The organism is Flagellimonas lutaonensis, from assembly GCF_000963865.1.
Lineage (GTDB): Bacteria > Bacteroidota > Bacteroidia > Flavobacteriales > Flavobacteriaceae > Flagellimonas_A > Flagellimonas_A lutaonensis.
On the sequence record NZ_CP011071.1, the window covers coordinates 1225906 to 1250021 of the forward strand.

The 24116-nt window shown below is 47.1% G+C and carries 17 protein-coding genes; 10 read left to right on the forward strand and 7 right to left on the reverse strand.

Annotation, left to right across the window (positions count from 1 at the left end; genetic code table 11):
• Positions 1-153: 153 nt before the first annotated feature.
• Together radA and VC82_RS05730 are read left to right on the forward strand one after the other, a co-directional pair.
• Positions 154-1515 (forward strand): DNA repair protein RadA, encoded by a 1362-nt coding sequence (radA, locus tag VC82_RS05725; protein WP_045801519.1) that lies wholly within the window; start codon positions 154-156, stop codon positions 1513-1515.
• A 44-nt stretch (positions 1516-1559) separates the two neighbouring features.
• Entirely contained in the window at positions 1560-3728 is a 2169-nt protein-coding gene (locus VC82_RS05730; RefSeq protein WP_045801520.1) for an outer membrane protein assembly factor BamB family protein, read from the forward strand.
• A gap of 227 nt (positions 3729-3955) precedes the next feature.
• On the opposite strand, the gene VC82_RS05735 is transcribed toward VC82_RS05730, so the two are convergent.
• Positions 3956-4996: an NADP(H)-dependent aldo-keto reductase gene (locus VC82_RS05735; RefSeq protein WP_045801521.1), complete on the reverse strand. Its 1041-nt coding sequence runs from the start codon at positions 4994-4996 to the stop codon at positions 3956-3958.
• 60 nt (positions 4997-5056) lie between these two features.
• Entirely contained in the window at positions 5057-5818 is a 762-nt protein-coding gene (locus tag VC82_RS05740) for an exodeoxyribonuclease III (RefSeq protein WP_045801522.1), read from the reverse strand.
• 48 nt (positions 5819-5866) lie between these two features.
• On the opposite strand from VC82_RS05740, the gene VC82_RS05745 reads away from it, so the two are divergent.
• Genes VC82_RS05745 through VC82_RS05755 form a run of 3 tightly spaced genes read left to right on the forward strand, consistent with a single transcriptional unit; the run spans position 5867 to position 11077 of the window.
• Entirely contained in the window at positions 5867-7927 is a 2061-nt protein-coding gene (locus VC82_RS05745) for a TonB-dependent receptor family protein (RefSeq protein WP_084598169.1), read from the forward strand.
• A gap of 27 nt (positions 7928-7954) precedes the next feature.
• Positions 7955-8806 carry a hypothetical protein gene (locus VC82_RS05750; RefSeq protein WP_045801524.1) on the forward strand — a complete coding sequence of 284 codons (852 nt, stop codon included), beginning with the start codon at positions 7955-7957 and terminating at the stop codon, positions 8804-8806.
• A gap of 6 nt (positions 8807-8812) precedes the next feature.
• Positions 8813-11077, forward strand: coding sequence for an aminotransferase class III-fold pyridoxal phosphate-dependent enzyme (locus VC82_RS05755; protein WP_045801525.1), 2265 nt, complete (start codon positions 8813-8815; stop codon positions 11075-11077).
• A gap of 136 nt (positions 11078-11213) precedes the next feature.
• Here the strand turns inward: VC82_RS05755 and katG are convergent, their stop codons facing one another.
• On the reverse strand, positions 11214-13466 hold the full coding sequence (gene katG / locus VC82_RS05760) for a catalase/peroxidase HPI (protein ID WP_045801526.1): 2253 nt from the start codon (positions 13464-13466) through the stop codon (positions 11214-11216).
• A 256-nt stretch (positions 13467-13722) separates the two neighbouring features.
• On the opposite strand from katG, the gene VC82_RS05765 reads away from it, so the two are divergent.
• Complete coding sequence (locus VC82_RS05765) at positions 13723-14304, forward strand: VanZ family protein (RefSeq protein WP_052698924.1); 582 nt, start codon at positions 13723-13725, stop codon at positions 14302-14304.
• 164 nt (positions 14305-14468) lie between these two features.
• Here the strand turns inward: VC82_RS05765 and VC82_RS05770 are convergent, their stop codons facing one another.
• Together VC82_RS05770 and VC82_RS05775 are read right to left on the reverse strand one after the other, a co-directional pair.
• Positions 14469-16010 carry a glycine--tRNA ligase gene (locus VC82_RS05770; RefSeq protein WP_045801527.1) on the reverse strand — a complete coding sequence of 514 codons (1542 nt, stop codon included), beginning with the start codon at positions 16008-16010 and terminating at the stop codon, positions 14469-14471.
• A gap of 58 nt (positions 16011-16068) precedes the next feature.
• Positions 16069-16971 (reverse strand): coiled-coil domain-containing protein, encoded by a 903-nt coding sequence (locus tag VC82_RS05775; protein WP_045801528.1) that lies wholly within the window; start codon positions 16969-16971, stop codon positions 16069-16071.
• 119 nt (positions 16972-17090) lie between these two features.
• Between VC82_RS05775 and VC82_RS05780 the strand changes: the two genes are divergently transcribed.
• Together VC82_RS05780 and VC82_RS05785 are read left to right on the forward strand one after the other, a co-directional pair.
• The gene (locus VC82_RS05780) at positions 17091-17720 is read left to right on the forward strand and encodes a ComF family protein (RefSeq protein ID WP_084598170.1); all 630 of its coding nucleotides are present in this window, start codon (positions 17091-17093) and stop codon (positions 17718-17720) included.
• A gap of 41 nt (positions 17721-17761) precedes the next feature.
• Positions 17762-19393, forward strand: coding sequence for an Ig-like domain-containing protein (locus VC82_RS05785; RefSeq protein WP_245615995.1), 1632 nt, complete (start codon positions 17762-17764; stop codon positions 19391-19393).
• Here the strand turns inward: VC82_RS05785 and VC82_RS05790 are convergent.
• Complete coding sequence (locus VC82_RS05790; RefSeq protein WP_045801530.1) at positions 19377-20153, reverse strand: amidohydrolase; 777 nt, start codon at positions 20151-20153, stop codon at positions 19377-19379. The two genes, VC82_RS05785 and VC82_RS05790, sit on opposite strands and share 17 nt — an antisense overlap.
• A gap of 341 nt (positions 20154-20494) precedes the next feature.
• Between VC82_RS05790 and VC82_RS15225 the strand changes: the two genes are divergently transcribed.
• Both VC82_RS15225 and VC82_RS05800 read left to right on the forward strand, forming a co-directional pair.
• The gene (locus tag VC82_RS15225; protein WP_170218311.1) at positions 20495-22348 is read left to right on the forward strand and encodes a sensor histidine kinase; all 1854 of its coding nucleotides are present in this window, start codon (positions 20495-20497) and stop codon (positions 22346-22348) included.
• Positions 22317-22718, forward strand: a complete 402-nt coding sequence (locus tag VC82_RS05800) for a response regulator (protein WP_045801531.1) — start codon at positions 22317-22319, stop codon at positions 22716-22718. The genes VC82_RS15225 and VC82_RS05800 overlap by 32 nt, the downstream gene beginning before the upstream one ends.
• A gap of 6 nt (positions 22719-22724) precedes the next feature.
• Here VC82_RS05800 and VC82_RS05805 read toward each other — a convergent pair whose 3' ends face one another.
• A complete protein-coding gene (locus VC82_RS05805) occupies positions 22725-24068 on the reverse strand; it encodes a DUF5689 domain-containing protein (protein WP_245615997.1) in 1344 nt (447 codons plus the stop codon).
• Positions 24069-24116 lie beyond the last annotated feature (48 nt).

Sequence of the window (24116 nt, forward strand, 5' to 3'; positions counted from 1 at the left end):
TGTTGAATGGATTAACTTACGTGTTCATATCGCTATTTACAGATGTGTTAAACTTATAAACACCAACGCATAAACCAAATTCCTACAACCCCGTAGACCCCATTTATTCCCAAACTTCTAATTACCTTTATCGGCAAACGAGAACCCTCAAAAATGCCCAAAACCAAAACCGCTTTTTTTTGCCAGAACTGTGGCACCCAATATGCCAAATGGGTGGGCCAATGCTCGGCCTGTAAACAATGGAACACCGTTGTGGAGGAAGTTGTTCAAAAGGAGAAAAAGCCAGTTTGGCAATCCAATGAATCACCCTCCAAAAAGGTTTCCAGGCCCGTTCGTATCAAAGACATCAGCAACGACCGTGAAATAAGGCTCGATACGCTTGACCAAGAGTTCAACCGTGTACTCGGTGGCGGACTCGTGCCCGGATCGTTGACCCTGTTAGGTGGCGAGCCCGGCATTGGAAAGAGTACCTTGCTACTGCAAATAGCCTTGAAACTGCCTTATAAGACCTTGTATGTTTCTGGGGAAGAAAGCCAAGGCCAAATCAAGATGCGGGCCAATCGAATGAACCCCGATAGCTCTAACTGCTACATACTTACCGAGACCAAAACACAACATATATTTCAACAAATAGCGTCGTTAGAGCCAGATTTGGTCATCATAGACTCCATCCAAACCTTACACTCAGACTACATTGATTCGGCCGCGGGAAGCATTTCCCAAATCCGTGAATGTACGGCCGAGCTCATCAAGTATGCCAAAGAGAGCAACACTCCGGTCATTTTGGTGGGCCACATTACCAAAGACGGCATGATCGCTGGCCCCAAGATCTTGGAGCACATGGTCGATACGGTGTTGCAGTTCGAGGGCGACCGTAATTATGTCTATCGTATCATACGCTCGTTGAAGAACCGTTTTGGGTCCACGGCCGAATTGGGTATATACGAAATGCAGGGCAATGGACTCAGGGAAGTGAACAATCCCTCAGAAGTGTTGATTTCAAAAAACGAAGAAAATTTGAGCGGCACGGCCATTTCGGCCACTGTTGAGGGTATGCGCCCATTGCTTATCGAAATTCAAGCCTTGGTCAGCACGGCGGTCTATGGTACGCCCCAGCGTTCGGCCACGGGGTTTAACGCCAAACGGCTCAACATGCTCTTGGCCGTGCTCGAAAAGCGGGCGGGTTTCAAATTGGCGGCCAAAGATGTGTTTTTGAACATCACAGGGGGCATTTCGGTCGATGATCCCGCGATCGACCTTGCCGTGATTGCGGCCATATTGTCGAGCAATGCCGACATCCCCATCGAAAAGGGGGTCTGCTTTGCCGCAGAAGTGGGACTGGCAGGCGAAATACGCCCTGTGCAGCGTATTGACCAGCGCATCATGGAAGCTGAAAAACTTGGGTTTTCGACCATTTTCGTATCAAAAAACAACAAGATCGGCCTTAAGAACCCCAAGGTCAGTATACAACTTGTATCAAAGATTGAAGAGGTTGTCGGGCACTTGTTTGGCTGATATTTCTTGGTTCCAATTTCCTATCTTTAACGGTAAAACCAACCATGCGAAAGGCCTTCCCTTTTTTTCTTCTTTCCATATTGATCGTTTCTTGCGGAAAGAAAACTTCAAAAGACATATCAAAAAATCCTGATTATACCACTTGGCAAGATTACCTTGGCGATCCTGCACGAACACATTTCTCGACCCTATCGCAAATCGATACCTCGAATGTTTCAAACCTGCAATTGGCATGGTCGTACAAAAGTGGTGGTCTAGAGGAAGGAAGAACCACCCAGATACAGACGAACCCGTTGATTGTTGGCGATAAATTATACGGAGTAAATGCGGCCATCGAACTGTTTGTCCTGAACGCTGCCACGGGCGAGGAACTCTGGAAATTCAGTCCGAATGCCAAAGATGAATCGGGACTCGGTCTCAACCGCGGACTCGTGTATTGGCCCTCGGATGGCGAAGCCAAAAGCCGCCTCTTCTTTTCATCGGGCACCAACCTATATGCCGTTGATCCCGAAAATGGCCAAGCCTTTGCTGGTTATGGAAACGGCGGAAGCATCGATTTACGCGATGGCCTTGGTAGAGACCCTGAAAAACTGTCGGTGGTCGCAAACACCCCGGGGGTCACCTATAAAAACCTGCTCATCATGGGTACCCGTGTGGGTGAGGGACCTGGTGCCTCACCAGGGCACATAAGGGCCTACAATGTCATCACCGGAGACATCGAATGGACCTTCCACACCATTCCCCAACCCGGTGAGTTTGGGTACGACACTTGGCCAAAAGATGCCTACAAGTACGTAGGGGGTGCCAACAGTTGGTCGGGCATTGCGTTGGACGAGGAAAGGGGCATCGCCTATCTGCCCACAGGATCCGCGGCCTTTGACTGGTATGGGGGCAACCGTATCGGGGCAAATCTATTTGCGAATTGTCTACTTGCTTTGGATGCAGAGACCGGCAAACGCCTTTGGCACTTTCAGATGGTACACCATGATATCTGGGATCGCGACTTGCCCGCACCGCCCAATCTTTTTGAGATGAAAAGGGATGGCAAGACCATTCCCGCGGTGGCACAGGTTACGAAAAGTGGGCATGTGTTCGTATTCAATCGAGTAACGGGTGAGCCTTTATTTCCAATCGAAGAAAAGGAATATCCTGCCTCAAAACTTGAAGGTGAGCAAGCTTTTCCTACCCAACCATTGCCCACCAAGCCTGAGCCCTTTGCAAGACAGATTTTAAGGGAAGAAGACCTGTACGACCCAGACCGCCCTGCCTTCGTCGATGATTTTGTTGACAAGGACCAAAACATCGACCCGCCCACGGTTTTGGAAAAATTCAGAAGCATTACCTCAAAAGGGCAGTTCATCCCCATTGATACGGCAGGGGTAATCTTGTACCCCGGTGCAGATGGGGGTGCCGAATGGGGAGGGGCCGCTGTGGACCCAAGAGATGGCGTCATGTACGTGAACTCGAACGAAATGGCGTGGATTGTAAGAATGCGGAAGGTAGGTGGTGAAGAAGACAAAAAAATACCAGTTGGGGCCTCATTGACCCAAATACACTGTGCCCGCTGCCATGGGGGCGAATTACAGGGGCTTGGAGCCATCCCCGAATTGCAAAAGGTAAAAGAGCGTTTCGCTGTGGATTCCATCGCTGCCATCATCAAAAACGGCAAGGGGGCCATGCCCGGTATGCCCAATCTTTCCGATGGTGAGATCGGTGCCATTGCCAACTATATTTCAGGCACTGAAGAACCCACCGACCACCGGGCTGAGGAAACTTCCGTAAAAGTACCCTATGCCGTGGCGGGATTCGGGCGATTTAAAGATGATAGGGGATTCCCCGTGGTAAAACCGCCCTGGGGCACCTTGAACGCGCTTGACCTGAACACGGGTGAATATCTCTGGCAGATCCCCTTGGGGCATGAAGAAAAGCTGGGTGATCCCAACATTCCCGTTTCGGGCACTGAAAACTATGGTGGCCCTGTTATCACTGCTGGCGGTGTACTGTTCATTGCGGCGACCAATGACGAGAAAATACGTGCTTTCAACATGGCAACTGGCAAACAGCTTTGGGAAGATAAACTGCCCGCCGGGGGTTATGCCACCCCAGCCACTTACGAAGTAAACGGACAACAATTTTTGGTCATCGCCTGTGGTGGCGGCAAAACGGGTACTCCTTCGGGGGATGAATACCGGGCGTATGCGCTGCCTAAATAATTATGGGGAAAAGTCATTTCGAAATGAGTCCGCCATAGGCATAAGATTAAGAAATCCAAATTTCTCAAATAGTAAACTAACCTGAGTTCGAAATGACATCAGTTAGCAAGTCGGAAAATCTATTTACCGCTTATTTCTAAAAGCCCTTGTGGCCAAAAAAATTAACAATACCACCACAAGAATCAACACGATTTGACCAAAGCCAATTCTTACTAAAATATTCATCATCATGGCGCCGGATTTGGAATGGATTCATGGATTTCCTCAATGCCCTCCAATACCTCATCGGATAGCTCAACATCAATGCTTTCGATGTTTTCTCTGAGTTGGTCAATTGTTGTGGCACCGATGATATTGCTGGTTACAAAAGGGCGTGAGTTCACAAAGGCCAATGCCATCTGAGCCATTGAAAGCCCATGGTTTTGTGCAAGTTCATGGTATTTTTTGGTGGCTTCGGTAGCGGTATCACCGCTATACCGTTTGTAATTGGGGAAAAGCGTCAAGCGGGCCTTTCGGGGCTGTACGTCGCCCAAATATTTGCCGCTGAGCACACCGAAGGCCAAAGGTGAATAGGCCAACAAGCCGATTTTTTCGCGCATCGAAACTTCTGACAGCCCCACTTCAAACAAACGGTTCAACAAACTGTACGGATTTTGTATGGTGACCATACGTGGAAGCGTACGGTGCACCTTGCTCTCCTCTAAAAAACGCATGGTGCCCCAAGGGGTCTCGTTCGATAGCCCCACATGCCTAATCTTTCCTTCCTCGACCAAATCGCGCAAGGTTTCCAGCACTTGGTGGATGTTGTCTTCCCAAAGGTCTGTGGCCTCTGCATTAAAACCTCGCTGGCCGAAAAAATTAGTGTTGCGCTCAGGCCAGTGCAATTGGTACAGGTCGATGTAATCGGTCTGAAGCCTTTGTAGGCTGCCATCAACCGCTGAAATAATAGCTTCCCTGCTAAACCCTGTGGTTCTAATGTGCTTGGTAAAATCGGCCCTGCCGGCAATCTTGGTGGCCAACACGATTTCTTCACGCTTGCCTGTCTTTTTGAACCAATTGCCGATAAATTCCTCGGTAACGGCGTACAGTTCCTTTTTTGGGGGAATAGGGTACATCTCGGCCGTATCGAAGAAGTTGATGCCCTGCTCCACGGCATAATCCATTTGTTCGTGGGCCTGTTCCTCAGAATTTTGGCGGCCCCAGGTCATGGTGCCCAAACAAATTTTACTGACACGTATGTTGGTGTGCGGAAGAAACGTATATTTCATTTCACAATTTTGCCAGCAAAAATACGGATTCCCCCTTTGTGGTCAATAGTCCGAAGATTATCAATCGACCTCCAAAAGAATGGGGCAATGGTCGCTGTGCTTTGCTTCGGATAAGATAACGGAGCGTTTCAACCGATCTCTAAGGCTTTCGTTTACCATGCCATAATCCAATCGCCAACCTTTGTTATTGGCCCGGGCATTGGCACGATAGCTCCACCACGTATAATTGTGGGGTTCTTGGTTGAAGTGTCGAAAACTGTCTATGAAGCCACTATCGATAAAATTGCCGATCCATTCCCGTTCCACAGGCAAAAACCCGGAAACATTTTTGTTTCGCACGGGATCGTGTATGTCGATGGGCTTATGGCAGATGTTGTAATCGCCGCAGACAATCAGGTTTTCATGGGTCTTTCGCAATTCATCGGCATATTTCTGGAAGTCTGCCATGTAGGTCAATTTATGGTCCAATCGGGCAAGGTTTGTGCCTGACGGTAGGTACAGGCTCATAATATGCATATCGTCAAAATCGGCTCTGATATTTCTTCCCTCGTGGTCCATATAATCGATACCCGTACCATATTCCACATGGTCGGGTTTCTGTTTGCAGAGTAACGCAACCCCACTATAGCCTTTCTTTTCGGCGCTGAACCAATAATGGTGCTCGTACCCTATTTCCTCAAAAAGTCGTGTATCGACCTGCTCTTTCATGGCCTTGGTCTCTTGCAGGCACACCACATCGGCATCGACCGATTGTAGCCATTCGACAAAACCCTTAGTGATGGCCGCGCGCACCCCGTTTACATTGTAAGAAACGATTTTCATGCAATCAATTTTACCAAAAATAGCTATTTTTAAGGCTTTCCGTTCCCGATGATGAACCGATTCTCCTGCTTTGCTTTTTTTCTTTTCGTTTCCTGTGTTGTGTTCGGCCAAAAAGACTCTGTCACGACCTTGGACGAGGTGATTTTGCTCGAAGATTTTGCCCCAAAAAAAGTCCAGGGCATTACTCCCTCGGCCACCATCGCCCCTGTGGTGCTTGAAAAATTCAGCCCCATAGACGTGGCCTCTGGCCTGAACCAAATTCCCGGAGTATATATGCTATCAGGTGCCTTGAACACCAACCGCATCACCATTCGCGGTGTGGGGGCGCGAACACCCTTTGGTACCGACAAACTGAGGCTTTATTTCGACGGCATTCCTGTGACCAACGGCACGGGCTTTTCGACCATCGAGGCCTTCGACCTTGAGAATCTGGACATGGTAGAGGTCATCAAAGGGCCCAAGGGCACCTCTTTTGGGGCCAATCTAGGCGGGGCCATCCTCCTGAACAGTAAAAATCCTGATACCGATGAAACCCGGTTGATGAACCATTGCACGGTGGGTTCGTACCACATGCTGAAAGACAATGTCACCTTTCAACATTCAGAAAAAGGTTTTACGCTGAACCTCAGTTTCAACCATCTTGAGACCGATGGCTACCGACAGAACAGCCGTTTTGAACGGAATGGGCTATTGCTCAACAGCTCGTTCCACACCAGTGACAAAAACAAATTGGGTTTTCTTATGAACTACATTGACTACAAGGCACAGATCCCCAGTTCGTTGAACGAGACCGATTTCAGGGAGAACCCCACCGCAGCAGCGGCCAACTGGTTGGCAGCCCAAGGGTTCGAGGCAAATAAATACTTATTGTTGGGGCTTTCAAACCAATACATTTTTAACGGGCGCCTCAAGAACACCTCCAGTATTTTTTATAGCTATTTAGACCATTACGAACCCCGCCCCTTCAATATTTTGGATGAGTTCACCAATGGCTACGGGTTCAGAACCGTTTTTGAGGGAAAATTTTCCGAAGAAAACCAATACAGTTTCGGAAGTGAATTCTATCGCGATGAATACAACTGGAGCACCTTTGAAAACCTCTTCAGGGACAACAACGGCAACGGGAGCCTGCAGGGTGACCGTTTGAGCAAAAATCGGGAGTTCAGGCGACAGTTCAATGCCTTTGGCACCCTTACCTTGGCCTTTTCGCCAAAACTCTACGGCCAATTGGGGCTGGCATTCAACCAGACAGTCTATGATTTTAGAGACCTGTTCAATTCAGGAAGTGAAAATACTTCGGCCCGCCGAGACTTTGACGCCATTCTGTTGCCCAGTCTCGGGTTGCGGTACCATATCAAATATGGGCATCTGTTCGCCAATATCAGTCGGGGCTTCTCAAACCCTGGTTTGGAAGAGACGTTGACCCCAAACGGTATTATCAATCCTGATATTGCCCAAGAAACAGGTATGAATTATGAAATCGGGGCATCGTTCCGTTTTCCAAAACAAAGGATTGCTTTGGAAGTGGCCCTGTATCGAATGGACATCGACAATCTTTTGGTGGCCCAACGCGTGGGTGAAGACCAGTTCATCGGCCGAAACGCAGGTGAGACACGCCACCAAGGGTTTGAACTGGCCGTAAACCATTCTTTTGAACTTTCGAAAACCATAACCATATCCCCTTATGTGAACTACACCTTTAGCGACCACGTTTTTGTGGATTTTGTGCAGGAAGGCAATGATTTTTCGGGAAATCCGCTCACAGGAGTGCCCAAGCACCGTATTAATTCGGGGTTTACTTTAAGACACTTATCTGGCTTTGAATGGGGCCTGAACCACCAGTTTGTTGATGAAATACCGTTGACCGATGCCAATACCTTCAGCAGTGAATCCTTCAATGTTTTTTTTACATCGGTACGATACCGAAAGGCTTTGTTCAAGAACATGGCCTTGGGCATCAATGCGGGCCTCAATAACCTTTTTGACACCAACTATGCCCAATCGGTCTTGATCAATGCCGTGGGCTTTGGCGGTTCGCAGCCCCGCTATTTTTATCCTGGTAACGGAAGAAATTACTATGGAAGCATTCTTCTAAACTATGTTTTTTGATAACTTTTTGTGTTATTTCGTGCTTGAATGGCCTTACAGGATAAGATAACGCAGGTCTGGGTCAAAACGACAGGCAGAAGAATTGATGCAAAAGACTTTGCCTGGTTGATAGGCCCCGTTGGTGATACCGATATCATTAAAGATACGTTCGTCACTAAATTGGCCAAGGAAGAAAATCTGGAGATTTGTAAAAACCTGCCGGCCTCTGGTCTTTTGGAGCAAATTGAAGAGTTGGGGCTTACAGACGAAGAGATGCGTAGACTTAACCCAAGGGTAGCCGATTTTTACGAAAACACTTCGGAATACGAGTTTGAAATGTGGTCTGAATGGAAAGGATTTTTCAAACCGTTTGGCAAAATCCTCAGTAGTGTCTTTAGCAAACGACTCCAACAACTGAACCTGCCCCTGAAGGCAATTGACACTGCAAAAGGCCTGAAAAGTGAAATCATCAAATTGAAATGTAAAGAAACCCAGAAAACAAAATGGACAATTTGGTATAGGATCATAAAGAGCACCGACGATGTAATATACTCAGGTATTTACACCACTTGCAAAAACCCGAACCATAAAACGCCCCTGCTCAAAGTGATTTTTCCCCTTCCCAACGGAAATGCATCTGTGGTGATGAAAAAGAACATCGAGGAAGACGGTGCCCTTCTATTGTCGTCAGACGGGAAAAAGTTTGGTGATAATGGTTTTTATTTCACACTGACCGACCACAAAGGCAATTACTGGGCACGATTTGTCAAGTCAATGCACGAATGGATACGGGTTTATGAGGACGAAGAAAATATTTTGAGGGCCGACCACCATCTTAACTTTTATGGCTTCAGGTTTCTCGATCTACATTACAAAATGACCAAAAAAAGCAATCCGTAATCCCTGATGAAAAATCTTCTGCAATCGGCCTTTGGTTTTAAAAATCCCACGGTAAAGCCCCTTGACGGCTACGACAACAAAAATTATTTGGTCGAAAACCAGGGGCAGAAATTCACCTTTAAAACATATCCAGTAGAAAAAATGGACAAGGCTTTGTTGGAAGCTGAGAACGACGTCTTGCTTTTTTTAAAGGAAAAAGGATCTGAAGGGATTCCTGAACCCATGCCTTTTTTGGACGGAGCCTACATAAAATTACTCAAAGTGGATGGAGCATCTTCATGGTGCCGCATACTTACTTATTTGGAAGGAAGTTTTATGGGCGACGCCACGGCCAGTGAAAACATAGTGGCTTCGCTCGGAAGCTTTTTGGCCCACCTTGACAAAACATTGCTGCCGTTTGACCATCTCGCCCTACGGGCACGAAAATGGCCGTGGGACCTGCAATACCTACACCTCAACAAAAAATATCTTGGTGATATTTCGAATCCGCGAAAGCGTAGCTTGGTAGGCTCCTTCTTTCAGCAGTATGAACAGCACGTGGCGCCCCTGTTGCCCACACTTCGAAAATCGGTCATCCATAACGATGCCAACGAATGGAACATTTTGGTCAAAGATGGAAGTGTGTCAGGACTTATCGACTTTGGCGATCTGGCCCATTCATATCTTATCAACGAAGTTGCCGTGTCCCTGACATATGTTTGTTATGATAAAAAAGACCCTTTGAAATGGGCAAAACCTTTTTTGGCGGCCTACCATCAAGAATTGCCACTAACAGAAGAAGAAATCAGCATCCTCTATTACTTGGTCGCCGCGAGGCTCTGTGTCAGCGTCTGCAATTCAGCCCATGCAGCAAAAACCAACCCCGATAACACTTATGCCCAAAGCAGTGATGAAAATGCCTGGAACTTGCTGCACCGTTGGTTGGAAATTGGCCCAATAGCCGCTGAAAAGGCTTTTCGTGAAACGGTAGGGCTTCCTGAAAAACCTGTGCCAACTGAAAAAGAGATGATGCGGAAGAGGCATCGGTACATCAGCCCTATTCTTTCCATCAGCTACCAACGTCCCATCCACGTGAAAAAAGCGGCCTTTCAGTATATGTACGATGCCCGAGGCAACAGCTTTTTGGATGCCTACAACAACATTCCCCATGTGGGGCATTGCCACCCAAGGGTGGTCGAGGCAGGGCAACGGCAAATGGCCGAACTCAATACCAATACCCGCTACCTGTACGACCTGTTGCATCAATATGCTGAAAAATTGCTGTCCAAGTTTCCCAAGCCGTTGAACAAGGTGTTTTTTGTGAATTCTGGCAGTGCCGCCAGCGATTTGGCCATCCGCTTGGCGCAGGCCCATACAAAACGCCAAAACCTCTTGGTGATGGAGCATGGCTACCACGGCAACACCCAAATCGGCATCGATATCAGCGATTATAAGTTCAACAATCCCAAGGGGCAAGGCCAAAAACCCCACATTTTCAAAACCGCTTTGCCCGACACCTACTGTGGGCTTTATTCCCAAAATGATGGCACCGCAGGGCTAGCCTATGCCCAAGATGCCATTCGGCACCTTGAAAAAATACAGTCGCCCATGGCGGCTTTTATCGCCGAGCCCATTGTAGGTTGCGGCGGGCAGGTTCCTTTGGCCAAGGGCTACCTAAAACCCATGTACGAGGCCATTCGAAAGCAGGGGGGTGTTTGCATCAGTGATGAGGTGCAGGTAGGTTTTGGTCGGTTGGGTGCTTGTTTCTGGGGGTTTGAGGCCCAAGAAGTGGTGCCCGACATCGTCATCTTGGGAAAGCCCATGGGCAATGGCCACCCCATCGGTGCAGTGGTCACAACGGATAAAATTGCAACTTCATTTGAAAAGGGAGTGGAATTTTTCAGTTCGTTTGGGGGCAACCCTGTATCGTGTGCCATTGGCATGGCCGTTTTGGCGGTTTTGGAAGAGGAGAACCTACAGGATAACTCCAGAATCGTGGGAAATTATTACGTAAGGCGGTTAAAAGAATTGCAAAAACAACACCCCTGTATCGGTGATATACGTGGTTCGGGGCTCTTTTTGGGCATTGACATCGTTAAGGAAGGTACCAAAGAACCTGATCCCCAGCTTGCCCAGCATCTCAAAAACGAATTGCGAAATCGGCATATTTTGGTCAGTACCGATGGGCCTTTTGACAATGTCATCAAATCAAAGCCCCCACTCTGTTTTAGCAAAGAGAATGTGGATTTGGTTGTCAATGGCCTGGATAGTATCTTGAAAGACCACTGTTAATTGCCTTCCACCCTTCGCGACCGCGGATGGCAGACACTACACTTGCCTCAGGGAAGCAGTATTTTATCCATTTAAGAAAATAAAAAAAGAGCGGCCTATGCGGCCGCCCTTTCACCAATATTCAATTTCCTTTTTCCTATTTCAAATCAAAACGGTCCAAATTCATCACCTTGTTCCAAGCCTTGACAAAGTCGTTGACAAACTTATCTTGGGCATCGTCACAGGCATAGACCTCGGCCAAGGCGCGAAGCTCTGTGTTGGAGCCAAAGATAAGATCGGCTCGGGTGCCCGTCCACTTCACCTTGCCCGTTCCACGGTCGGTGCCCTCAAAAAGAGTGTCATCATTTGAGATGGCCTTCCAAGTCGTGTTCATGTCCAATAGGTTCACAAAAAAATCATTGGTAAGGCTCCCCGTCCTGTCGGTGAACACACCATGTTTCGATCCATTGTAATTGGTGTCCAATACCCGCATGCCGCCTACCAGAACGGTCATTTCAGGGGCGGTCAACGTCAACAACTGGGCCTTGTCCACCAATAGGTTTTCTGCTTTGGCCTTCGGCCTGCCCTTGACGTAGTTTCTAAACCCATCGGCACGTGGTTCCAATGCGTCGAAAGACTCAACATCGGTCTGCTCGGCACTGGCATCCATACGGCCAGGCACAAAGGGCACTGAAATGTTATGTCCTGCCTTTTTGGATGCTTCCTCCACAGCGGCACATCCTCCCAGAACTATCACATCGGCCAAAGATATTTTTTTGTTGCCCGATTGCGCATCGTTGAATTCCTTTTGTATGGCCTCCAACGTTGCCAGTACTTTTTTCAACTGTGGGGGATTGTTCACTTCCCAATTGTTTTGGGGGGCCAAACGAATACGTGCCCCGTTGGCGCCTCCCCTTCTATCGGAACCTCTATAGGTTGAAGCTGATGCCCAAGCAGTTGACACCAATTCGGAAATCGAAAGGCCCGATGCCAAAATCTTTTTCTTCAACCCGGCAATGTCGCCATCGTTGACCAACTCATGGTCCACAGCAGGGATGGGATCCTGCCAGATTAAATCCTCTTCTGGCACCTCCGGGCCCAAATAACATGCCTTAGGCCCCATATCACGGTGCGTCAGCTTGAACCACGCTTTCTGGTAGGCCTCTTTGAACTCTTCGGGATTTTCTAGAAAGTGCCTTGAAATTTTTTCATATTCTGGATCAAAGCGCAACGACAGATCTGTGGTCAGCATAAAGGGCGCATGCTTTTTGTCAGGGTCGTGCGCATCGGGTATGGTGCCTGCCCCAGCCCCGTCTTTGGGCCGCCATTGGTGCGCCCCAGCAGGACTTTTGGTCAATTCCCACTCATATTTAAAGAGGTTTTTCAAAAAATTATGGCTCCACTGCGTAGGGGTTTCCGTCCATGTGCCCTCAAGACCGCTGGTAATGGTATCGTTGCCAACGCCAGTGCCAAAGTTGTTCTTCCAGCCCATACTCATCATCTCTATGGGTGCGGCAGCGGGTTCGGCCTCAACATATTGGTCTGCTGGTGCCGCGCCATGTGTTTTCCCAAAGGTGTGGCCACCAGCGATCAAGGCCACGGTCTCGTAATCGTTCATCGCCATTCGGCCAAACGTCTCGCGAATGTCATGGGCCGCCGCCACAGGATCGGGATTGGCATTCGGGCCTTCGGGGTTCACATAGATCAACCCCATGTGGGCCGCGCCCAATTGACCTTCCAATTGCCCCTCTTTGTCGTAGCGTTCTTTATTGCCCAACCATTCGCCCTCTGAGCCCCAATAGATATCTTCTTCGGGTTGCCAGATATCTTCACGGCCCCCACCAAACCCGTACATGGGTAGGCCCATCGATTCGTGTGCCACATTACCTGCCAAGATCAATAGATCGGCCCAAGAGAGTTTCTTGCCATATTTCTTTTTGATGGGCCAAAGCAACAGCCGCGCCTTGTCAAGGTTGGCATTGTCGGGCCAACTGTTCAAAGGGGCAAAGCGTTGCGCGCCCGTGCCGCCCCCACCACGGCCATCGGCAATACGGTAGGTGCCCGCGGCATGCCATGCCATACGGATGAACAAGGGCCCATAATGACCAAAATCGGCAGGCCACCAATCTTGGCTGTCGGTCATCAGGTCGGCGAGGTCTTTTTTGACCGCCGCCAGATCCAGTTTTTTGAACTCCTTGGCATAGTCGAAATCGTTGCCCATCGGGTCGGCCAACTCAGAGTGTTGCCGAAGAATGTTGAGGTTCAGTGCATCGGGCCACCAGTCCCGGTTGGTGGTGCCGCCCCCGGCGGCTTGCTTAAGTTCTCCGTTCAAAAACGGACATTTGGCGGTTGATTCATTGACATCCCAAGCCTCGCCCTGACCGTTGGAATGTGGGTTGTTTGTATTCATTTTGAAGTGTTTTTTCGTTACTTGAAAAAGATGCTATAAGTTACAACACTTGTTGCTAAGAGTAGAAGGCCTACCATTCGTTTGTGTTATGTGGATATTGGTATTGGTTATGGCGACCAAAAAGGAAGGCGGGTTTTGGTTATTTTTAGTTATCTATATGAAGGCTATTACAGTCATTTAATCTATATTCTTACGATGATGTAGAATATGTTTACGACATACTTCTGTCTGCCCGCTGTTACAATTTGATAAAAGAATGATGGAAAAGAGAGGTTTCACGTCCAATAGAGAGCGAAAATTATGGCTTTGGGCGTTGTCAGTTTTAATTGCCATATACGGCACCCTCTTTTTTGGCGGCCAACTAATAGATTTTATGATTGAACGTCGCATTATAGAGCAAACAACATTTTACTTATTTCTTCTTCTGATTCTAGCGCCTATAATCAGCGGGTGGAAGAGTTCTGACCAGAAATTGGGGTTCTGGGTTTATGCCGGGGTAATGGCAGTATATGGAATGGCGCTGCTACGTATGGATTTGACGGTAGCTGAACGCTCTCATATATTTGAATATGGGCTGCTCGGAGTGTTGGTTCACGAAGCCTTAATCGAAAGAAAAAGCAATGGCGCAAAAGTTAAAACTCCGGCCTTGGTTGCTATTTTAGGCGTAGGAACTATTGGCTTATTGGACGAATGTATTCAGTATCTTATACCGTATCGCGTTTTCGATTTGGTAGATATTGGTTTTAATTATCTGGCATCTGCATTTGGGGTCCTAACAAGTGTGGGGGTAAGCTGGTTGCAAAGTGTTTTTATAGGTCGATTTAAAAATAAGAGTTGATACGCAACCACCCATGGTTGGACATTGTGTGAAGTAAAGGGTAAAGCTAAAAAAACGCCTGTACCAAAGGCTCCTGTCAGAAGTCTTGGCCAAACCAAGTCCATTTAGGGCACCACCCTTTTTTCATTTAGCTCAGGATGGCAGAAAAGAGGCCAAAAACGATGTTAGATTTTACGCAACCACTCTTTCATCGCCACCTCTTTGCCGATAAGGTCTTTGACCTCGCCCAGCCTAACCCGTTGTTGTTCCATCGAATCGCGATGGCGAACGGTCACGGTATCGTCTTCCAAGGTTTGGTGGTCGATGGTCACACAGAAAGGCGTGCCAGCGGCATCTTGGCGACGGTAGCGACGGCCCACGGCATCTTTTTCATCATAGGCCACATTAAAGTCCCACTTGAGTTCATCGACCAGTTTTTGGGCAATTTCGGGCAGACCGTCTTTTTTGACCAAGGGCAGCACAGCGGCCTTGGTGGGCGCCAAAACAGCCGGTATCTTCAGCACGGTACGGGTGGTGCCGTTCTCGAGTTCTTCTTCTTGTAGTGCCTTTGAGAACACCGCCAAGAACATACGATCCAGCCCGATGGAGGTTTCGACCACGTAGGGCACATAGCTTTCGTTGGTCTCGGGGTCAAAATATTGCAATTTTTTGCCAGAATATTTTTCGTGGTTGGCGAGGTCGAAATCAGTTCGGGAGTGGATGCCCTCCAACTCTTTGAAACCGAACGGAAATTTGAATTCGATATCAGCGGCCGCATCGGCATAGTGCGCCAGTTTCTCATGGTCGTGAAAACGGTAATTGTCCTCGCCCATGCCCAATGATAGGTGCCATTTCAGACGGGCCTGCTTCCAGTGTTCGTACCATTCCATCTGCGTGCCGGGCTTGATAAAGAACTGCATCTCCATCTGCTCAAACTCGCGCATACGGAAGATGAACTGACGGGCCACGATCTCGTTACGGAATGCTTTTCCCGTCTGGGCAATTCCAAAGGGAATTTTCATCCGTCCCGTTTTCTGTACGTTCAAAAAGTTCACAAATATGCCCTGTGCCGTCTCGGGACGCAGGTAGAGGTCCATGGTACTATCGGCGGTGGCGCCCAACTTGGTGCCGAACATTAGGTTGAACTGTTTGACATCGGTCCAGTTTTTTGAACCCGACAGGGGACAGGCAATTTCCAATTCTTCGATCAGCGCCTTCACATCGGCCAAATCTTCGTTTTCCAACGATTTACCCAGGCGTTTGAGAATGCCATCAGCTTTTGCCTGATAATCCAACACGCGCTGGTTCGTGGTCAAAAATTGTTCTTTATCAAAACTGTCACCAAAGCGTTTTGCGGCTTTTTTGACCTCTTTTTCGATTTTGTCCTCAATTTTGGCCACATAGTCTTCGACCAACACATCGGCACGGTAGCGCTTTTTCGAGTCTTTATTGTCGATCAAGGGGTCGTTAAAGGCATCAACGTGGCCCGAGGCCTTCCAAGTGGTGGGATGCATAAAAATGGCGGCATCGATGCCCACGATGTTTTGGTTGAGCTGTACCATGGCCTGCCACCAATACTCCCTAATGTTCTTTTTGAGCTCAGCCCCGTTTTGGCCGTAGTCATACACTGCGCTCAACCCATCATATATTTCGCTCGATTGAAAGATATAACCATACTCTTTCGCATGCGAAATGACCTTCTTGAAAATGTCTTCTTGATTTGCCATTGCGCAAAAATAGCACAAAGGCCCAAATAACAAACAATAAGAACCGGTGTTGGAGGGATTATTTCAGCTGAAATTCCGTAGAGGCCAAAAGGCGTTCGTCTTCAAAGACATTCAAGGTATAAATGCCCTCTTGCAGCGACCCTTCGGGCACAGTAATGGCGTCACAGACACTCATTTCTTCGCCCATATATAGCACCTCTACCCGTTTGCTATAGGTATTGCCACTTACCGAAACGGTCGTTGCATTGTCTTCGATCACCTTCATATTGGGGTCTAAGAACTGTAGATAGATCACCTTGACCTCGCCCTCTTCGTTGGGGTTGCCCAATATGGTGACACAACCACGCAGTTTTTCGATAGTGGAAGCCTTATTGGTCTTCAAGGGGCGACCTGCCCGTAATCGAAATCCGCTGCCCTCGGCATCGCTCAATTTCAAATAGCTCTTGATCCTAAGTTCTTTGCTTAGCTCTTTGTTCTTTTGCCGCAAAAGGGCCTCGGCCTCTTCAAGGGAGCTGCTTTTGCCACGCAATTCTTCCAACTGCTTGCGGGTTTCTTCGAAACGGCTGGCCAAAAGGCTGTTGTTATAGCGCAAGAAGTTGTTCTTCAGTTTTAGGCTATCGTACCTCATCTCAAGTTCGCGAAGCGCCTTTCGGCTCTCCTTTAGTTTTCCTATGGTAAAGTTGAGCCTTCCCACTGAATCAAGCAATTGTTGTACCCTAATGCGTGAATCGTTGAGTTCTATCTCGTTGACCTCATTCAGGCCATTGAGGCGATCCACCTCGGCCCTCATCAACGTCAAATCTTTTACGAGCAAGGTCTTTTCTTGCTCTAAATAGTTCATTTGGTTCTGTGCCTGCGCATAGCTGTAATAAAAAGCAATAAGAATACCGATGATGACCGCTACGAGTGCCGCAACAATGATCTTGTAATTGAAATTCTTATCTTGGGATTGGGAGTCCATGCTAAAATGCGGCTAATAAGTAGGTATAAGATTTGATTCGAACACAGTTTTCAAAGATAATAAACGATATTAACTCCATACTATTGCCACAGGTATGTTTTGGATGTAATGTACGTTTAATGGGAGGAGAGTACACCTTGTGTACCGTTTGTCGACATGATTTACCGCTCACCGAGTACAATTTCATCGAAGAAAACCCCGTAGACCGCATATTTTATGGGCGTATCGACATCGCCAAGGCCAGTTCGTTTCTACATTTTCTATCGCACGGAAAGGTCAAAAACCTCTTGCACCAGCTGAAATATAAAAATCAAGAAAAAATCGGTTCTTTTCTCGGAGATTGGTATGGAGGGCTTTTGGCCGAGGATAAAGGACTTCCTAAAATCGATTATATCATTGCTGTTCCGCTGCACCAGAAAAAACTTCGAAAAAGGGGGTACAACCAAGTGGATCTGTTTGCCCAGCAACTTGCAAAACACCTAAAAACCCAAACATTGAAGGGCGTTTTGGTCAAAACCGCGAATGTGAAGACCCTGACTAAGAAAAACCGCTCTTTCCGCTGGCAAACCAGCCAAAATCTGTACAAACTGACCGATAATTCAAAATTGGCCCACAAGCGTGTGCTGTTGGTCGATGACGTCATCACCACCGGAGCCACCATTGAAGCATGTGCCCAGGCCCTAACAATGGCCGAGGGCACCGAAATTTACGTGGCCAGTATGGCGTTCGTGCCCAAAACAGGATTCTAAAATTGGGGCATAATTCTTGAATTAATCGTTTCTTTGTTTTCATGAATAAGACCATGTTGCTATTGAAAAGGACATTGAGCGCCATTTTTTTGCTATTCATGGCCGCTGCCCTTTGGCAATGCGCCCGAAGGGGCACTCCCAGTGGCGGGCCAAAAGATGTTACTCCCCCTGTTTTATTGCGAACCGAGCCCGAAAATCTGAGTACCAATTTTAAAGGCAACAAGATTCGGCTGTATTTTGACGAATACATCAAGCTAGAGGACGTACAAAACCAAATGATCGTATCGCCCCCCTTAAAATACATTCCTGAAATAAAGCCTCAGGGCGGCCCGAGTAAGTTCATAGAAATCACGATAAAAGATACCTTACAAGAGAATACCACCTATACCATCAATTTCGGGCAGAGCATTGTTGACAACAACGAGGGCAACCCAAACAGTTTTTTGACCTATGTTTTCTCAACGGGCGACTACCTTGACTCATTGCAGATTTCAGGGCTGGTTCAAGATGCCTTTAATCGGGAACCCGATGATTTTGTCAGTGTTATGCTCTACGAAATCGACAGTGCCTACAACGATTCGACCATTTACAAATTTCCGCCGAACTATATTACGAACACGCTTGATAGCACCCCTGTTTTCCAGCTCAAAAACCTAAAGGCGGGCAACTATGCCCTAATAGCGTTGAAAGACGTGGGCAAAAACAATGTTTTCGACCAACGGGCCGACAAGATTGGTTTTGTGGAAGATACGGTCAAGATTCCGACCGATTCGCTCTTTTTGCTAAAACTGTTCAAAGAAGTACCAGACTATGCCATATCGGTTCCTAGTTATGCGGCAAAGAACAAAATTATATTTGGGTACCGGGGGAAAGCGGATGAAATCAAAATCGAGCCCCTGACCGTATTGCCCGATTCGGTACAGACCCTGATTACCAAAGAACCGGACAAAGACACCCTCAACTTTTGGTTGACCCCCACAGATTTAGACTCCATAGTCTTTACCGTAACGAACGAGCAGCAAAAACTGGTCGACACCTTTACGGTGAAAAGCAGAAAACTTGCTATGGATTCGCTGAAACTGAGCACCAATATCAGGGGCAAAATGAATTTTACCGATACCCTGAGCCTGCTGGCCACGACGCCATTGGTTCAGGTCGATTCTTCCAAAATTTCGGTAGCCCTCAACGATTCGATACCCATTGGGTTTAATTGGGCCTTGGACACCCTGCGCAACAAGGTCAATATTGGGTTTCCGTTGGAGGCCAACCAAGGTTACTCGGTAAAACTGTTGCCGGGGGCCCTTACCGATTTCTTTGGCATGCAAAATGATACCCTGGCCTACAACCTTTCGACCGGTAGCTATGCCGATTATGGCAATTTGCGCTTTAACATTGCTGGAGCCGTGACCTACCCTGCCATCGTTCAGTTGATCAATGACAAAGGGGAAACCCAAAGAGAGGTTTATGCAGAAACGCCGCAAAAGGTCGAATTCAACTACCTAAAACCCGGCAATTATGGGGTTCGTATCATTTTTGATGAAAATGGCAACCGCAAATGGGACACCGGTAGTTTCCTTAAAAAGATCCAACCTGAAAAGGTTAGGTACTATCCTGATATGGTCAACATACGTGCCAATTGGGAAATGGAGGAGACCTTTACGGTGTTAGAGTAAACCGATCACGGTCATCGAGAAACCGTAGTTTTTCCCTATTTGAGACTATATGCTCTTTGCTCAACACCGCATAAAGCACTTCTTCGCTCTCAGAATAGACGATTTTGTGGCCCAACACATCGTACACGGCAGAATGCCCTGAATATTCATGCCCAAGTCCATCACGCCCCACTCGATTCACACCAATGCAATAGGCCATGTTCTCGATGGCCCGCGCCTTTAAAAGTGCATCCCAAGCGGCCACACGGGGTTTGGGCCAATTGGCCACATACAACAGTACATCGTAATCAAACGTGTTTCGAGCCCAAACCGGAAACCTTAGATCATAACATATCAGGAGCATTAATCTAAACCCTTTATACGTTTCAACCAGTTGTTCATCGCCCCTTTTATAGACTTTGTCTTCGCCCGCCAAGGTAAAGGTATGCCGCTTGTCGTACTGCGATATGTGAGCATGGGGAGCAACAAAAAAAAGTCTGTTGTAGCAATCATTATCTTCTTTATAGGCAATACTTCCAACAATGGCCGCATCTTTTTCAATGGCCTTGCGGCGCATCCACTCCACCGTTTTTTTTTCTTCGGAAGCAGGGATATTCTGGGGCTTCATGGTAAATCCCGTAGTGAACATCTCAGGAAGCACGATCAAATCGACATCATCATCGATGGCAGCGATTTTTTTATCGAACATCGCTCGGTTTGCTTCTGGGTCTTCCCAGTGCAATGGCGATTGCACCAATGCTATTTTTATTTCTATAGCCATTTTCCTTAAAGAAGTACTTACCCCTTGTAAGTATTCACGGCCAAATTAGGAAAAACCTTCCAAATTAACTGCTTTGTAAGACCTTACATTAAGAAAACATTTCTGGCAGAAACCACTTGAAACCCAATAAAAACAAGGTTCTCACCAACAAATTGTGAAGTGGGCGCCCTAAATTCCATATAAGTAAAATCTTACTATCATATTTTTGGTGTACTTTTATGTAAGATTTTACGTTTCAATATGTTCAGCAATAAATCTTTAATTAAAATGTACCCCTTGGTCCAATGAAGATTTCCCCTAGTCTAAAAAGGAAGGAACTGCTTATTGAAAAAGCCTTCAACATGGCCAAAATCGGCTTTTGGGAGGTCGATTTGGTAAAAAACACTGTTTTTTGGTCAGAGATCACCAAACAAATTCATGAGGTGCCGGAAGATTATGTCCCAAATCTCAAAGAGGGCATCAACTTTTATAAAGAAGGAAAAGACCGCGAATTGATTTCACAAGCGGTAAGCAATGGCATCGCCACGGGTGAGCCCTGGGATGTCGAACTGATCATTGTGACCGCAAAGGGGCGTGAACTATGGGTACGTGCACAGGGCGAGGCAGAGTTGGCCAATGGCAAAGCGGTTCGGCTTTTCGGAACCTTTCAAGATATCGACGACAAAAAAAGGAAAGACCTGGCATATTCGCAAGCCATGGAGCGATTGGCCCTGGCGACCAATGTCGCGAAAATCGGGGTTTGGGACTATGATGTGGTTCAAAACAATCTAATCTGGGATGACAATATGTTCAAACTCTACGGGCTCAATCGAAGCAATTTTTCCGGGGAAGTAGAAGCCTGGGAGTCCAGTGTTCACCCAGAAGATAAAAAAAGAGGGCAAAAGGAATTGGCACTGGCACTCGCAGGTGAAAAGGAATTCAATACAGAATTCCGTATCATACAACCAACTGGGGAAATCCGCCGCATAAAGGCCACGGCCACAGTGAAAAGAGATCAAAACGGACATCCCATACAAATGATCGGTACCAACTGGGACATTACCGAGTTAAAAGAAACCCAGTTGCAACTTGAGAGAACCATTGAGTCTTTCAACGGAGCGTTTGAAAACTCAAGTATCGGAATGGCCTTGGTCGGTTTGAATGGTAAATGGATAACCGTAAACAATAGTCTTTGCAAAAGCATTGGCTATACGAGCAAAGAGCTCATGGGGCTCACATTTCAAGACCTTACGCACCCCGATGACCTAAAAAAAGACCTCGGCTTACTAAAACAGCTGGTCGATGGCGAAATAGAGACTTACCAAATTGAAAAGCGTTATTTCCATAAGAAAGGCCACATCGTTTATGTTCTGCTCACTGTTACCGCGGTTCATGATATCGATGGAAATCTATCGCATTTCATTTCACAAATTGTTGATATCACCTCTCGGGTCGAAGCCCAAAGAAAGCAGCAAGAGCTCAATAAAATTGCACTTGAGCAGAACAAAAACCTGATGAACTTTGCCCATATTGTTTCACACAACCTGCGTTCGCATGCCACCAATATGACCATGTTGTTGGGGTTTTTGTCAAAGGAGAAAGATGGGGAAGAGTTTCAGAAGATACTATCAATGCTCCAATCGGCTTCTTTGGGGCTTAATGAGACGGTTGACCACCTGAACGAGGTTGTACAGATAAAGACCACCACACTTGACAATTTGAAATCGGTAAACCTCTGGGAGGCCATTGCCCATACCAAAAATAATATAAGGGCACAGATCGATGAACTTGATACTACCATTAAGGTCAACGTACCAAATGACCTGTTCATCAAGGCGGTACCCGCCTATTTAGACAGTATTTTGCTGAACCTTTTTACCAATGCCCTAAAATACAGCTCAACTGAACGGGCCCCAATCATTGAAATCGATACCAAGATCCAAAATGGCAAAGTCGAATTAAGATTCAGCGACAATGGTCTGGGTATTGATCTTGATAGGCATGGCGAAAAGATCTTTGGTATGTTCAAGACCTTTCATAGGCATAAAGATGCCAAGGGCATAGGCCTTTTTATAACCAAGAACCAAGTCGAGGCCATGGGCGGCAAAATTACCGTGGAAAGCGAGCCGAACCTCGGCACCTCGTTTATTCTAACTTTTGACTTAGCCAAAAAAAAAATGATTCATGAAGAAGATCAAGTGTGCGTGCGTAATTGATGATGATCCGATATGTACTTATTGGACAAAGAAAATGATGGATGAACTCATGTTTTCAGAAGACACCCTAATCTATGAAAACGGTCAAGACGCCCTTGAAGGGTTAAAAAACATTATAGACCGGGGCGAACAGCTGCCTGAGGTCATATTGTTGGACCTTAATATGCCTATAATGGATGGATGGGACTTTTTGGAAGACTTTGTTAAATTGCCCAACCATAGTAAAGGTAATGTTCATGTGTACATAGTGAGTTCATCGGTGGCCCAACAAGATTTGGAACGTGCCAAAAAGTTTGATGTAGTGAACAACTACATTTTAAAGCCCTTGACACATAAAGAACTAACGCAAATATTGAAAGCAGTCGCATAGCTTTTGCTATCGCTGGCCGGGCGAAAAATCTTCAGGGGCATTCTGGGGTTGGTTTATGGTGCCCGCTGCACCCGTATCGTTATAAACGGTCCATTCTGAAAAAGTATAGATCGGGTTTGCTTGTGAAACCCCGACTTTTCGAAGGGCCCTGCCATCTTCGAACTCATGGTCGGTGCCAGAGCCGTCTTCGCCTATGACCCCAAAGACATCGATGACCGATCCGAAAGGATCTACCAGCACAAGATTATCGTCCCCGTTTGAATCGGCAGGGCTGTTGGTCGATACCCCCATATCAGGGGCAAAACCGTATACGGCTTCAAATGTCGCGGCATTGGGTGAAATTACAAACGTGCCCAGGGCACCAATGGTAAAACCCGAAAGATCAAGGACCGAGCTTACTTCGGTATTGGCATTGGTATAGCGACGTATCGACCAGCCGTTCAAATCCAAAGGCTGATTCCCGGCATTGTACAATTCTACAAACCGCGCCCCTGCATTGTTGTTGGGGTCGGCCAATTCAGAAAAGAAAATTTGGTTGGAAGTAAATTCGGTCACCGGTTCTTCACACCTTTCGTTGGAAAAACCAACATCGTCCAAATCGCGGATCACTAATTGAAAATCGTCGTTCTCCCTCAAAAGAACCCCTATAACCGAACCGTTGCCCCCAGGAAGCAACTCGCCCTGAAAATCTGCAAAGCCACTGTTGACCAGCACCAATTCGTTGCCTTCACAATCTTTAAGTGTGCGCTCTGTTTCCTCCCACGGTTCTGCAAATGGCAGCCCCAATCCGTGTTCCACAAATTGAAGACTATCGATTGTCACCAATGTATTGATCAAGGCATTATCCAGTTCGTCGAGCCGTACCTTTCTAGGGGTTATTGCGGCCACTTGATCACAGCTTCTAAAAATATGCTCCGGAATTTTTAATGCGGGTAACCGACCCACATTGGTGGCGCCAAAGGCCGCAAAGGTGCCCCCGAGCCTGAATACCCCTTTACTCTGCCCCAGGTACAGTCCCTTTGTTTTGATCAAGACCTTGCTGCCCGGCTCGAACAACAAATGCGACTCAAAAAGGTCTATAGCTATTTGAAAACCTTCGGTCGGTTCGGCAGGTGCATCTTGAAAATGCAGCACACTGAAAAAATTGCCCGCCCGATCAGAGGAGATTACATATCCCTCGATTACCCAATCTTCCTGTATCTGTAAAAGTTCGCCCTGATAGAGTGCCTTGACATCGGCGAAAGTGGCATTGGCGACCAGATTTTCTTCACACGCATCTGTAATGGATTCAAAGTCTTGGTTTTTTACACATGAAATGGCATTGCCCAAAAAGACAAAAACAACTATCATGCATGCAATGCGTGTGCACATTTTAAATTTGGACTGTATCTTGTCAAG

What these genes read in the sequence shown, in the direction of transcription:
- katG (WP_045801526.1), bottom strand. Translation starts at nt 13,466, where the DNA reads ATGAATACAAACAACCCACATTCCAACGGTCAGGGCGAGGCTTGGGAT.
- VC82_RS05745 (WP_084598169.1), top strand. Translation starts at nt 5,867, where the DNA reads ATGATGAACCGATTCTCCTGCTTTGCTTTTTTTCTTTTCGTTTCCTGT.
- VC82_RS05800 (WP_045801531.1), top strand. Translation starts at nt 22,317, where the DNA reads ATGAAGAAGATCAAGTGTGCGTGCGTAATTGATGATGATCCGATATGT.
- VC82_RS05775 (WP_045801528.1), bottom strand. Translation starts at nt 16,971, where the DNA reads ATGGACTCCCAATCCCAAGATAAGAATTTCAATTACAAGATCATTGTT.
- VC82_RS05770 (WP_045801527.1), bottom strand. Translation starts at nt 16,010, where the DNA reads ATGGCAAATCAAGAAGACATTTTCAAGAAGGTCATTTCGCATGCGAAA.
- VC82_RS05735 (WP_045801521.1), bottom strand. Translation starts at nt 4,996, where the DNA reads ATGAAATATACGTTTCTTCCGCACACCAACATACGTGTCAGTAAAATT.
- VC82_RS05790 (WP_045801530.1), bottom strand. Translation starts at nt 20,153, where the DNA reads ATGGCTATAGAAATAAAAATAGCATTGGTGCAATCGCCATTGCACTGG.
- VC82_RS15225 (WP_170218311.1), top strand. Translation starts at nt 20,495, where the DNA reads ATGGCCAAAATCGGCTTTTGGGAGGTCGATTTGGTAAAAAACACTGTT.
- VC82_RS05785 (WP_245615995.1), top strand. Translation starts at nt 17,762, where the DNA reads ATGAATAAGACCATGTTGCTATTGAAAAGGACATTGAGCGCCATTTTT.
- radA (WP_045801519.1), top strand. Translation starts at nt 154, where the DNA reads ATGCCCAAAACCAAAACCGCTTTTTTTTGCCAGAACTGTGGCACCCAA.
- VC82_RS05740 (WP_045801522.1), bottom strand. Translation starts at nt 5,818, where the DNA reads ATGAAAATCGTTTCTTACAATGTAAACGGGGTGCGCGCGGCCATCACT.
- VC82_RS05750 (WP_045801524.1), top strand. Translation starts at nt 7,955, where the DNA reads ATGGCCTTACAGGATAAGATAACGCAGGTCTGGGTCAAAACGACAGGC.
- VC82_RS05780 (WP_084598170.1), top strand. Translation starts at nt 17,091, where the DNA reads ATGGGAGGAGAGTACACCTTGTGTACCGTTTGTCGACATGATTTACCG.
- VC82_RS05805 (WP_245615997.1), bottom strand. Translation starts at nt 24,068, where the DNA reads ATGATAGTTGTTTTTGTCTTTTTGGGCAATGCCATTTCATGTGTAAAA.
- VC82_RS05755 (WP_045801525.1), top strand. Translation starts at nt 8,813, where the DNA reads ATGAAAAATCTTCTGCAATCGGCCTTTGGTTTTAAAAATCCCACGGTA.
- VC82_RS05730 (WP_045801520.1), top strand. Translation starts at nt 1,560, where the DNA reads ATGCGAAAGGCCTTCCCTTTTTTTCTTCTTTCCATATTGATCGTTTCT.
- VC82_RS05765 (WP_052698924.1), top strand. Translation starts at nt 13,723, where the DNA reads ATGATGGAAAAGAGAGGTTTCACGTCCAATAGAGAGCGAAAATTATGG.